Source organism: Bartonella sp. CR127HXZ, assembly GCF_042194555.1.
In the GTDB taxonomy this organism is placed as follows: domain Bacteria; phylum Pseudomonadota; class Alphaproteobacteria; order Rhizobiales; family Rhizobiaceae; genus Bartonella; species Bartonella grahamii.
The window spans coordinates 29,428-42,911 of sequence record NZ_JBHIMZ010000003.1; the positions used below are offsets into that span (position 1 = coordinate 29,428).

Below are 13,484 nucleotides of genomic sequence, written 5' to 3' on the forward strand. Positions count from 1 at the left end.
ATGATTTTAGTAAAACTTTGAATTTTGCACGTTGGTATTTTAGAGAAAAAACTTATTTTTACATATATTATGTATTATCAATTTTTCAAAAAATAATCCATATAAATATTATAACCTATATAAATCCAACAAATAAAATATGTTTTAAAAAAGCCTAATCTCTATGATTTCATTTCAATAAAATGAATATGTAAAACTAATCTTAAAAAAACTTTTGAACGGTATAAAGTTCTCATTTTAAATTGTGATATAATCTCTTAAAGGTAATCCAGAAAAATCTAATCTTGTTTAATAGAAAATTTCTTAAAAGTCTTAAAGCAATTTAAATAAGAGTTTTCAAAATTTTAAATCCTCTCTTTTCAGGAGATCGCATGGTGTATTATTCCTTTTAAGATTGTGTATAATCAACACAAAATGATTAATTTATAGATTGTAGTTTTAAACGAGTACTCAAAAAAACTTATGAGGTAAGTTAACTTCATCAATCTATTCAGTTTTTCTAAGTTTCTAATTTTGGTAAGTTTCTAACGACTTTCATGGTTTCTAAGCTTATAGTGATAACTTGTTGGAAAAATTCCAATGGATAAGTAGGGAGTGCTAATAATCTCAACGGAGTAGTAATTGGTATCATTAATAATGCTACTCTTTTTATTAATCTGAACGCATTAATGTTTCATACTCCATTCAAAAGCAGAGTGACTATTCACAATATAATCATAAACTTCGAGTGATAGCTCGTCATGATAATATTGCTGTTGTAAATAGGTTAATAGAACTGTCTTGCATTTTTATTAAGCGTAAAGATGGTGGTGCAACAATGGATTTTATAACTTGCACGGACACCATTATGGAATGTGCTTGGGTGCCTTGAAAGATGTTTCATTAAGAAAACATATGAATTTTAAACAACAAGCATATTCTTTTTTTACGGCATTCTATTTTACCCGAAGAACGTACCTATGGAAAGGACGATTAAACAAAAGCGTGAAGCAATCTACAGGCTATAATGACCAAATATTCAAGCTTTACTCTGCATCGCCTAACTCAGCATCAAGAAACTGATGCAAATCTACAATGCAATAACGTTGTAATGCATTATCTACACTGCTTTGTGCTTTTGCCTGCCATGCTTCTTGAGCGGATTGATAATCCGAGAAAATACCAACCACATCTAAATCATCAGGATTCTTAAATTGATTACTGTTAAGATTTTTTAATTCCCCACCAAATACAAGATATAAATATTGTTTTTTTTCGTTGGTTTCAGTCATATGTGCCTCCATATCATTTAGATTATTTTAGCGCGCTTTTACGTGATTAAACTAACTTTGTTTGACGAACAACATCTATCATATCTTGACAGCAATTATTTTTACCAGCAATTAAAAGTCCATATTGGTAAGGTTCAATTCCATAAGATAGTAAAGGGGCATCAAGCGATAAAAAACACCCTCCACACTCCTGCAAAATAAGATCAGCAGCGGCAATATCCCATTCATGACAATTTGGACGAACTAATACGATATCAATTTCATCTTGAGCAACAAGAACAATACGATAAGCAAGAGAAGGAAGATAATGGTAAAGAATAACTCGATTGAGAAAATCATCTGGTAATTTTTTTGCGAGCGATTTATCAAGCGAAATTTTATATTTTCGATGCCCCCCCGAGGCTAAACGAGGAAGTTTTATCCCATTTAATGTTGCCCCTCCACCCGTTACAGCTGCATAAATATCTCCTTGAGCCGGACATTGTAGAACGCCCACAATAGGACGCCCATTCTCAATAATGGCAACCGAAATACACCAATAAGGACTGCCAGAAAGAAAACCTCGTGTTCCATCAATAGGATCAACCACAAAGGAGCGTTCATAATCTTGTTGTTCTCGATTATCTTTTGTTTCTTCTGAAATCCATCCATAATTTGGACGCGCTCCAAGAAGCTTCTCTTTCAAAAAATGATCAACAGCAAAATCTGCCTCACTGACCGGTGAATTCCCCTCTTTAATCCAAACATCCAACGTGCATCCAAAATACCGCATTGCTAAATCTCCTGCCTCTCGACAAACATCCCGCAAAAGATTTAAATCAGAAGAATGATGCGTGTTATTTTCCTGCAAGTGTCATCCCTTCAATTAACAATGTTGGAGCCGCCGTACCATAACGCCGATCAATATCATTGGCAGGTGTTAAATGTGCTAACATATGAAGCAAATCAGAACCTAGCGTTACTTCACTCACCGGATAAGCAATTTCACCATTTTCAATCCAAAAACCGGAAGCCCCACGACTATACTGACCAGTAATAAAATCAATGCCGTGACCGAATAATTCGGTCACATAAAATCCATTTCGCAAATCTTTTATCATATCGCAAGGCGATACTAAACCCGGTTCAATTGCAAAATTTGTACTTGTCGGCTGCACTAATGATGCCGAACGCACACCGTGTCCATTTGTTTTAAGTCCCAATTCACGTGCTGTAGATGATGAAAGAAGCCAATTTTTTAAAATACCATTTTCAATAATATTGAGTGTTTGCCCCTCTACCCCTTCTCCATCAAAAGGATGAGAAGCATTTCCACGTAATCGCAAAGGTTGATCGGTTACATTAACATTAGGCTTCATCACTTCCTTGCCTAGGAAATTCTGTAAAAGACTTGTTTTACGAGCTACAGAGGCTCCATTGACCATAGATGCGATATGCCCTGCAATTCCGCGAGCCGTACGCGGATTAAAAATAACATCAACGCCCCCAGTCGCCGCACGAACTGCACCCAAACGTCGGACAGCACCAAACCCTGCATTCTTTCCAACAGTTTCTGCTGCCTCTAAATCAGAAAAATGTAAGGCTGTTGTATAATCATAATCCCGCTCCATTTGTGTGCCTTCACCTGCAAGAGCACTACAAGAACGTGAAAAGCAACTGGAGCGATAGGCTCCACAAAAACCATCGCTGGTCACAAGAATAAACCCACTCCGACCATAAGCTGTTGCAGCGCCACCAGAATTACTTACACCTTTAACATCAAGAGCTGCTGCCTCTGTTTTTAAAGCATCTTCTGTTAAAAAATGACTGCTTGGCACAAAATCATCAAAAAGATCAAGATCTTTAGGAGACTTAACCAAACACTCTTTATCTGCCAAACCTTCAAATAAACTATCGGGAGAAGCTTTAGCCATCGCAACAGCACGTTCCGCAAGTTCTTGCGGATAAGACGCTAAATTAGCAGAAACACTTGCTACTTTTTTTCCAACAAAAACCCTTAGAGTAAAATCATTGCTCTCTGCTGCTTCTGTTGATTCGACTTTCCCAAAACGAACTGATACACTGGTAGAATGAGCATGAACAATAACGGCATCAGCAGCATCTGCCCCAGAACGCCTTGCTGCTTCAACCAGTGAAACAGCTTTCTCAATCTGGTTTTTGTCAGTCATTATAGACTCCCTGAAATATTTTATTATTTACATTGATAAGCACTCTGACAATTTTATATAAATCAGAATATAACTCTTGTATGTTTATTCATAAAATTACGCACATTTCATGCATTTTTTCTTTTAATGCATCGAATAATTTCCTTTTTAGCTTCTTTATGAAAAGACGCAATATGTCGTAAAATTTCTTTAGTTTCAAGATTTCTCATTGCCCCTTATCATTTTAGATAACCCAATCTGTACTGATAATCAAATCAACCGAAAACTTGGCAATCAACAAACGACCTAGCAATAACACTTGAATTTAAGTCAAAATCCTCAAAAATTCGAAAAGCATAAAACGACTTAAGTCACAAACCTTATGTCCTCTGGATAGTCAAACAACTTCCTTTATTCCTATAGCATTCTTTAATTTCCAAGCAAGAATCAAGAAAATGCCTTATATTTGTGTATACTTCTTTGCTTCTATAAACTCTCTCATAATAAGATGGCAATCTTGTAAACAAAAAACATAAACGGAATAAAAAATTTTTCCTTTCATTATGGTTTCAACAAAATGAGCAGTCATAAACTTCTTTACCCTCATGGACGTGGTATCACAAAGAACTCATTTTTTATATTTATCAGAAATAAGTTATAATCATAACATTCTCTCTCGTTTCTAATGCGTCTAATCGAGAGCATCTCATTTTTTCATGCGTCATCCTTAATCGGTTATTTTGTTATTAAACAGGCATAATTTGACAGACTTCTTTTTCCTGAAACAAAAATTCTAAGATACTGGATAGATTTTGATTTAAGAACTATACTCTTTCCTCTTTCCCCTCCATTAAAAAATAAAGAAGTGTAATATTGTCATAAAACGATAATCAATAAAACTTTTATATGAAACTCAACGTTGTATCTATCTTTCAATTCAATCTGCAATAAGCGTATTCTTCCAATTAATTTTGACAAGTTTATCGCTCATAATTGTTTTAACAGATACAAAAGTATTTGCAGAAACTAGGATATCTGTATGCATTTTAAAAAATCGCTTTTTTAAACATTTAAACCAAATATATACAATGATACGAAATTAATTTTACGGAAATTAAGAGTGAGCTTATTTATCCTTTAGAGCCTTTTAAAGCTGTACTCTTTAGAAAGTCATCATCTTTTAATCAAAAAAAAACACTTTGATTTATAATTATAATTGATCGTTTTGTAATTTGCATAAAAGAATCAAATATCATTAAATTTTCTCCATTTTAAACTTATTTATGTTGAGGAAATCACAACTATTCGCTCTCACATCATGAATAGAGGTAATGTTGATAAAAACTATTTAAGAAGAAGTCAAAATGCCTTTTATCAAGGCTCTCAAATCAAAAACTATCGCAATACTAGAAACTGGCAAATATCATGACAATATTGACCTACAGATTCACAAGAGCAGAAGCTTCTACAACTTTCTTTATTTTCAGTAAAAATGCGCACCTCATAAGCTTTTATATATTGAATAAAATTCAATGACTCTTATAAGATCTTTGGTGCAAAATTAATTTTCTCAGATGATTTGACTCGATTTCAACGACTAATGAAAAAACAAATCATACCTCATCGATTTGCTATATACTCATAACTGATTTCATTCTAACAAGGCTAAGATTTCTGCGCCTTTGTAAAGGTATTAACTTCTTTATAAATGCACCCCCTTACGAGATGATTTTGTTTTCAATAAGAGCACGTCTGCTCATTTCAATCATTGCATCACGAAGGTGTAACTTAATTTTTGACCCAATAACCATTCCAAAGAAAGGAGAAAGTAAACCAGACATGGTTACAGTATGGCGAATTTTGTTATTTGAAGAATCAGATTTTTTTGAACAAATATATTCATGATCAAAACTCATGTGAGTAAGAGGCAGTTTAGCATAATCAGAAAAGAAAACATTTTTTATAACTTTATCAAGTGTAAAAGTTACTGTAGGTCCCTTTTTAGGTTTCATGCGTCCTGTAGCCCCTTCTTTGAAAGGACCAGAAAGTTCTACCCACTCAAGTTCACTATCCCAGCAAGGCCATGATGACACATCTTCCCATATAGCCCAAATTTGCTCAGCACTCGCTTCTGTGTTAATTTCTTCGCTATATATCCATTTAAACATGATAATCTTCCCTGTTTTAGAAATCATTTAGCTTTATTGCTAAAGAATAATATAAAAATTATTCTTAAAAATGTAATAACGATAACACACTTAATACTTTCAGATTTACTTAATATATAATGATTAACTCAACAAGCGATATTAATAAATAAACACACAAATGTTCAGTATAAATGAACACTATTGTCTACCTTAAATAGAAAATATCTGTTTTAAGTTCATACAATAATAAAGATAAAAGTTACACACTATTTAGGATATAAATGCAGACTGCATAGTTGAAAGCTTTCAGCTGCTAATGAGATGTTGATGATTAATGTGCTGCCGAAAGAAATTAGACAAAAAGGTATTATAACTGTTGTCGTGAAATATATATCCTATTGGAGAAAAAACATTCATCGGTAGTAAAGCTAATAATACACTAAAGCTTTGACAATGTGTTACACTTTTAATGTAGATGAAATTAACAAATCAGCATATAACTTACAAAAATTAGCAGCAATACATACTGCTAATTTAGGTCCAATAGCATTACACCTCAAAGCAATTTTTGGCTAGACAGAAGAACAGATGGCCCCTCTATATTAAAGGGCGTATATTGTAAAAGACTCGCTCTTGGGGCTATGAAAAACTTCAAAAAATGAGAGATTCAGACAAAAAACATAATGAAATCAAAATTCATCAATTCCTTTAACATTAGAATCTTTTATTTATTTTCTGTTTAACCTTTTAAAAACCATATAAAATGAAGAAAACTGTAAAGAAGCATTTTTTCATCCTACCGGATAAAAACAAGAACTTTCTCAAAATGTAAGCGATCGTAATTTATAGAAACGTATTGCTGTCTCACCATAAAAACGCTCATCGTCTAGATAAAAGACATCAGGTAAATGAATCATTGTATCTTTCTTTTCTTCAAGTATGAAGAGTGTATCAGCTTTTGCCCACCCTCCTCGCAAAGCTTCTACGAAAGCACGTTCACCTAAACAACGGCTATAGGGAGGATCAGCGCAGATAACATCAAATGGAAGCATTGTGCCAATATTGCCAAGTTTTGTCGCATCACGACGCAAAATCCGTCCTATCGACTGTAATTCAAAGGCTTCTATATTTTTTTGAAGCAACCCACGCCCCTCAACCGAGTTTTCAACAAAAACAGCCGCCTTTGCTCCACGTGAAAGTGCTTCGATGCCTAAAGCACCAGTACCAGCAAAAAGATCAAGAATACGTTTATTGGTCCAAAATTGTTCTTCACGGCTAGAAAGAATATTAAAAAGGCTTTCACGTGTACGATCACTCGTTGGGCGAATCGACTGATTAACAGGCGAAAACAAAACACGCCCAGCAAATTTACCGCCTATGATCCGCACGTGAACCTCCAAATCGCTTCGAAGTTTTTGCACCATCCCTATGTGGTTTAGATTTTTTCATAGCACCACCAAACGATTTTACCTTTTTCTTTCTCTCAAAAGAATGCTCCTCATGTCCACTTTTTATCATTTTCTCTTTATCCTTGAAAAAGCGATCTTTCTTACCAGAGGGATGCGTCTCGTCATAAGATGTTTTGCCACGTTTTTGAACAAAACTTCCCCTCTTCTCTTTGTGTAACGGACTTTCTTTTAGTTTTTCCTTGCCTCGATGAAAGGATTTTCTACCATCCAAATCGCTCTTATGGTCATGCGATTTCTCCTCACTATAGGAAGGCTTTCTACGTGTACTCTGCGGACGTGCACCAGGAGCCATCCAAACATTAGCACGGCGAGAACGCGGTAGAAAACGCTCTGCTTTTCCTTCCTCACTTTTCTCCTTCTTTACATTCTCATGAGACTTTGTACTTAATCGTGCACGACTATGTTCAACAGAATCATCTCTTGGTCGGCGCCGTATCGCCCTTTCACTTGAGAAAACCCAACCATCATTTGCAACAGAAAGATCTTTTTGGCTTTGCTTTTCTGCAACAACTGCAGAATTTGAAAATGGCTTAAGAATAGGAGCATCAAAATCTGCATTGGCTTGCATAATCAAACGCTCCCCCAACTGATCTCGTAACATCCGCCCTTTTAACTCTTGCACGGCTCCTTCTTCTAAATCAGAGAGATGAAATGGACCATAAGATACACGTATTAATCGATTAACTGATAATCCCAACGCCCCTAAAACATTCTTTATTTCACGATTTTTTCCTTCACGCAAAGCGACAGAAAGCCATATATTAGATCCTTGTTCACGTTCAATTGATGCTTCAATCGAACCATAAAAAATGCCATTAATCGCAATACCATTTTTAAGGTTATCCAGCGCGCTCTTCTTTACTCTTCCATGAGCACGGACGCGATATTTGCGGACCCATCCTGTTACAGGAAGCTCTAATACACGCGCTAAGCCACCATCATTGGTTAAAAGCAAAAGCCCTTCCGTGTTAATGTCAAGCCTTCCAACAGAAAGAACACGCGGCATTCCTTTTGGTAAATTACTAAATACTGTAGGTCTGCCTTCAGGATCACGGTTCGTGGTGACAAGGCCTGCTGGCTTATGGTAAAGCCATAAACGCGTTCGTTCTATAGGAGGTAAAGGTTTGCCATCAACTTTAATAACATCAGAGCGGCTAACATTAAAAGCAGGCGTTGTCACGACCGTACCATTTACAGAAATGCGACCTGCAACAATCATCATTTCTGCATCTCGACGCGAAGCAACACCAGCACGCGCTAACCTTTTAGCAATTCGTTCACTCTCATTATTTTCATTCATTTGCGTTTCAAACCAATCTTTGCCAGTATGTTTAGAAAATTATTCACATGCACCATACCGCTTATCCTGAAAAAGGAAGTAGCATAATCATTTATCATTTTCTATCCTTTAACGACAATAATGTATCTGTTGACTTGCACGTTTGTTTTAAACACTTTAAAAAATAGAGGTATTCCTTTCATTATAAAAGCGTAATAAATTATTCATTCCATCGCATTTCTTATCGAGATAACCTTTAGATTTTCTATACCTTCAGTAGAAAGAATATGATGACTTTGACGCCCATGGAAATAGCCCTTTTAGAAGCGCAATGGGCTGCAAAAAAAGATGAAGTTCCCGTAGGCGCTGTCATTACACGTGGAAAAGCTATCATTGCGCGCGCTGGTAACTTTATAAAATCTGCATATGACCCTACAGGACACGCAGAAATGCGCGCAATCCGTATGGCTTGCGAAACATTGCAAAGCGAAAGGCTTCCTGATTGCGACCTTTATGTAACACTTGAGCCTTGTGCTATGTGTGCTGCTGCCATTTCATTTGCACGCATACGACGTCTCTATTACGCAACAAATGATCCCAAAGGGGGAGCTATAGAAAATGGTCCACGTTTTTATCAGCAACCAACCTGCCATCACAAACCTGAGATTTATTCTGGTTTTAAAGAAAAAGAAGCTGCTCAATTACTTAAAGATTTTTTTGTACAAAAGCGATACTAAAAACAATTCTTCTTCCATAACTTTCACTCTTTAAAAACTATCCTATTTCTCAAAAAAAGACTATTAATTCCTCTGATACAGATATAGCAAAAGCCATTTCGAAGCATTTTTTCTCTCTTTTAATGCTGCATATTGCTTCTATTAGATGATACATTCACTCATAAGAATAATTCATTATTTTGTATATAAAATATAAAGTTCAAAATATCGTAGATATACTCCCATTTCAAATTATATTGAATCAATAAAAATCACTTTCTTGCACATCATAAGCGGGATTATCGTCTGGATAAAGAACGTTTTAGAAAAGACTAAAAATGTCTCTTATGAAGGCTCTCAAATGCAAGAATTGTCGCAACATTGGAGTTTGGAAAATAAAATGATAGTATCAGTTTTCTCCTTCCTAAGCATAAAGATATTGGAGCACAATAGATTTTACGTTATACTATCCACATGAGCGATGTTGTAAAATGAGCTTGAGAAATGTTTCGTGTTAGGAAACGCATAAGGACTCTCTCGATGCTGTTGTCATATTGCTATTTCATGAGAATAACACCCCTCCTACAACAGCATTATAACTGCGCGAGAATGAGAGCTTGGTATCATAAGTAATTAGAAAAATTCTTTACTTTAAATATTTTGTCTTTTCCCTATCGACCAATAGGTGCGGTTTTTGCCGGTTGGCGATAACTTAAAGGTGGTTCAGTGAGATAGCGACGGTATTTTGAACTTCCAACTTGTGCTCTCTGACGACGTAAATATTCCTGTCGTTGCTTCGCATTCAACTGTGAAGGGTTTTCTGAACCAGCGCCATTAACTGACGATCCTTTGTGAGGAAAAGACTTATTTCCTTGATGCTTCTTCGATGCTGCTATTTCATTGACAGATCTATCTTGTTGTGGAATCGGTAAAAATCCGCGCGAACTAGGGCTTGGTATTACAAGTTTTGGATGAGGTTTCATAACAATCTGGCTACTGTTATTTGTTGGTGTTAATGAAGTAATATTAGCAACATCTTCAAAAAACTGTATCGAAACTGGTTTATCGGTACCATAGGTAGGAGCTGATAAATTGCATCCCGTTAAAACAAAGCACATCCCTAAAATTCCTATTGGAAATATTTTTATTTCACGTTTTCTCACTGCCTATTCCATTTCCTAAGTATATGGCTAATTAACATTCCCGTTATTTATGAGAGAACGTTCCATACACAAATTTCCCCCCTGCAGATAAAACAACGGAATTTTTCTCGTACCACAAAAAACTATATTCATCAATATGAGAAATTTACTTGCATTTCTTTCCTTTGATCTAAAATTTTAAATCTTGCCAAGAATCTGCAATTCCCGCAAAGCAGCTGCATCACGAGCAGATACATCCGGATAAGCAGGATCACTCCCAACATCTTGTGTATAACGCCATGATCGAGCACATTTTTTTCCTAATGCCTTCTCTGGATATACACCAACACCTTCAACATCATTCAAAGTAAAAGCATCGGAAGGTATTGTATCCTGCGTAATTGTGAGTTCACTGGTAATACAGATCTCCGCCATATCCACATTTTCTAATGCTTCTCGTAAAGCCGGATTGGAAATAAAAACAACAGGAGCGGCTTCTAACGAGGATCCAATACGCTTATCAACGCGTTCAAGCTCTAAAGCACCTGTAACAACTTTACGGACCTGTCGAATTTTTTTCCAACGCTCAGACAAAGATTGATTTTGCCATTCTTCTGGTACAGAGCGAAATTGTTCTAAATGCACCGATTGGCTTTCTGGGTAACGCTCTAACCAAGCTTCCTCCATAGTAAAAGGCAACATTGGAGCAAGCCATGTTACCATACGCTCAAAAATCTCACGGACAACCTGCAAGGAAGACTTGCGTTTTTTTGATGAAGGCGCATCACAATAAAGAGAATCCTTGCGGATATCAAAATAAAATGCCGATAACTCAATGATTGAAAAATCCAATAATGCACGCATAATCTTTTTAAAATCAAATTCATCGTAAGCGCGATTAATCAACTGATCAAGTTCAAAAAGCCTATGCAATATAAATTTTTCAAGATCCGGCAGTGCGCCATAAGATATTTCTTCTCCATCATCATACGCTAAAGTTCCAAGCATCCAACGAATTGCATTGCGTAGTTTACGATATGAATCCACATTTGTTTGAAGGATTTTTTTGCCTAAACGCTGATCTTCCCAATAATCAGTTGTCATAACCCAGAGACGAAAAATATCAGCTCCAGATGTTTTAATGATCTCTTGTGGAACAACCGTATTGCCTAAAGATTTAGACATTTTCTTACCATTCTCATCCAAAGTAAAACCATGTGTGATCACTGCCTTATAGGGAGAGCAAGCACGCGTACCACAGCTTTCCAAAAGAGAAGATTGGAACCATCCGCGATGTTGATCTGAACCTTCAAAATAAACATCAGCAGGCCATTTCAAATCAGCCCGATCTTCTAACACAAAGCTATGGCTTGCTCCAGAATCAAACCAAACATCCAAAATATCATAAACCTGTACCCAAGGCTCATGTGCACGCTCACCTAAAAAACGTTCACGTGCTCCTTCAGCAAACCATGCATCTGCCCCTTCTGCTTCAAAAGCCCGTAAAATACGCTCGTTCACACCTTCATCTTTTAGAATAACACCATCCTCATTCGCAAAAATACAAATAGGAACACCCCAAGAACGCTGACGAGAAAGAACCCAATCAGGACGATCTTCTATCATAGAAGCTAGGCGGTTTTGCCCAGAAGACGGCACAAAACGCGTTTTTGAAACAGCTTCCAAAGCCCGACTACGTAAAGTTGAACCATCCCCAAAATCTTTATCCATTGAAATAAACCATTGCGGTGTATTGCGAAAAATAACGGGTTTTTTTGAACGCCAACTATGGGGATAGGAATGCTTTAAACGCCCCCGTGCAAACAATCGATCTGCTTTAATTAAAGCGTTAATGACCTCTTTATTAGCATCACCCATTTTTCCATTATCATCTATAATACGTGCAGGTCCTCCTTCACGATCTGGTCCCAAACCTGGAACATCTTTCGTATAGAACCCTGCATCATCAACAGGAAACGGTATAGATGAATCAATCCCCGTTTGCTCCAGTAAGGACTTATAATCATTCCAAATTTCAAAGTCCTCACGCCCATGGCTTGGCGCTGTATGAACAAAACCTGTACCAGCACTCTCTGTTACGTGCGAACCATCAAACAATGGAATTTTAAAGTTATACCCCCCAGCCAAACCTTTGAGTGGATGAGAAAGAACAAGAGCTTTCAATTCTTCAGCAGAAATAACACGCAAACGCTTCAAAACAAGTTTGGCTTTTTCTGCACAACTCATAGCTAACGCATCAGCAAAGAGAAGTTTTTCCCCAGCTTGAGGACCAAAATCATTTTCAGTACTTTCAACTTCGTAAATACCATAAGAAATCTGCGAAGAATAACTCACTGCACGGTTAGCAGGAATTGTCCACGGTGTTGTTGTCCAAATGACGACATAAGCACCATATAAATCATCAGAATTTGCTTTAAAAACAGGAAACTTAACCCAAAGCACCTCTGATTCATGATCATGATATTCAATCTCAGCCTCTGCCAAAGCCGTACGCTCCACAACAGACCACATCACCGGCTTGGAACCACGATAAATCTGATCTGACATAGCAAATTTTATCAATTCACTGGCAATGCGTGCTTCTGCATGAAAAGCCATTGTAGTATAAGGCGTGTTAAAATCTCCCACGACACCAAGGCGTTTAAATTCTTCACTTTGAACGGTTACCCAATGCTGTGCAAATTCACGGCATTCTTGACGAAACTCGTGAAGAGGTACCTCATCCTTATTTTTTCCTTGTGCTCGATATTTTTCTTCAATTTTCCATTCAATTGGAAGCCCATGGCAATCCCAACCAGGTACATAATTTGCATTAAAACCGCGCATTTGGAATGAACGAACAACCACATCCTTTAGAACTTTGTTTAAAGCATGCCCGATATGAATATGACCATTTGCATAAGGTGGACCATCATGAAGAATATAAAATGGACGATCTTTTGCTTGTTGGCGCAATTGCGCATAAAGCCCCATATTTTCCCAACGCGCCATCAATTCAAGCTCTTTTTGCGGAAGCCCTGCACGCATAGGAAAATTTGTCTGTGGGAGATAAAGAGTTTTTGAATAATCTATTGTTTCATTTTTCACAGTCATTGTGAAATATTCCTGTCCACTTTTACGATTTCATTTTTGCATAACTTCCCTGAACCCTGCAACTCTGGTTTTTATCTATAGGGAAAGCCGAGCTTATCATTCATATTAAGCAGCGATCAGGAAAATATATCATCACACTCTATGGGTTTTATCATGAAATTCACAAGAAAAGAAACCAAAAATTGATCTTTTAAAA

9 protein-coding genes and 1 pseudogene are annotated in these 13,484 nt (G+C 36.6%); 1 reads left to right on the plus strand and 9 read right to left on the minus strand.

From position 1 onward, the window contains the following. Positions 1-499: 499 nt before the first annotated feature. The 7 genes and pseudogenes from ACFIKY_RS02715 to ACFIKY_RS02745 form a co-directional block, all read right to left on the minus strand. A pseudogene (locus ACFIKY_RS02715) lies at positions 500-763 on the minus strand (type ISP restriction/modification enzyme); the annotation flags it as partial. 262 nt (positions 764-1,025) lie between these two features. Continuing rightward, positions 1,026-1,271 carry a DUF4170 domain-containing protein gene (locus ACFIKY_RS02720; RefSeq protein ID WP_375635948.1) on the minus strand — a complete coding sequence of 82 codons (246 nt, stop codon included), beginning with the start codon at positions 1,269-1,271 and terminating at the stop codon, positions 1,026-1,028. A gap of 46 nt (positions 1,272-1,317) precedes the next feature. Beyond that, positions 1,318-2,121, minus strand: a complete 804-nt coding sequence (locus ACFIKY_RS02725; protein ID WP_375635949.1) for a 3'(2'),5'-bisphosphate nucleotidase CysQ — start codon at positions 2,119-2,121, stop codon at positions 1,318-1,320. After that, the gene (locus ACFIKY_RS02730) at positions 2,108-3,439 is read right to left on the minus strand and encodes a TldD/PmbA family protein (protein ID WP_375644615.1); all 1,332 of its coding nucleotides are present in this window, start codon (positions 3,437-3,439) and stop codon (positions 2,108-2,110) included. The genes ACFIKY_RS02725 and ACFIKY_RS02730 overlap by 14 nt, the downstream gene beginning before the upstream one ends. A 1,697-nt stretch (positions 3,440-5,136) precedes the next feature. After that, entirely contained in the window at positions 5,137-5,586 is a 450-nt protein-coding gene (locus ACFIKY_RS02735; RefSeq protein ID WP_375628586.1) for a hypothetical protein, read from the minus strand. An 803-nt stretch (positions 5,587-6,389) separates the two neighbouring features. After that, the gene (rsmD, locus tag ACFIKY_RS02740; protein ID WP_375661380.1) at positions 6,390-6,956 is read right to left on the minus strand and encodes a 16S rRNA (guanine(966)-N(2))-methyltransferase RsmD; all 567 of its coding nucleotides are present in this window, start codon (positions 6,954-6,956) and stop codon (positions 6,390-6,392) included. Next, entirely contained in the window at positions 6,937-8,337 is a 1,401-nt protein-coding gene (locus ACFIKY_RS02745) for a pseudouridine synthase (RefSeq protein ID WP_375656047.1), read from the minus strand. The genes rsmD and ACFIKY_RS02745 overlap by 20 nt, the downstream gene beginning before the upstream one ends. Before the next feature lie 269 nt (positions 8,338-8,606). Between ACFIKY_RS02745 and ACFIKY_RS02750 the strand changes: the two genes are divergently transcribed. Next, on the plus strand, positions 8,607-9,053 hold the full coding sequence (locus ACFIKY_RS02750; RefSeq protein ID WP_012754668.1) for a nucleoside deaminase: 447 nt from the start codon (positions 8,607-8,609) through the stop codon (positions 9,051-9,053). 650 nt (positions 9,054-9,703) lie between these two features. On the opposite strand, the gene ACFIKY_RS02755 is transcribed toward ACFIKY_RS02750, so the two are convergent. Both ACFIKY_RS02755 and ileS read right to left on the minus strand, forming a co-directional pair. Then, positions 9,704-10,195 (minus strand): hypothetical protein, encoded by a 492-nt coding sequence (locus ACFIKY_RS02755; protein ID WP_012754667.1) that lies wholly within the window; start codon positions 10,193-10,195, stop codon positions 9,704-9,706. Between the two features lie 177 nt (positions 10,196-10,372). Then, the gene (gene ileS, locus ACFIKY_RS02760) at positions 10,373-13,288 is read right to left on the minus strand and encodes an isoleucine--tRNA ligase (RefSeq protein ID WP_375635954.1); all 2,916 of its coding nucleotides are present in this window, start codon (positions 13,286-13,288) and stop codon (positions 10,373-10,375) included. Positions 13,289-13,484: the final 196 nt, after the last annotated feature.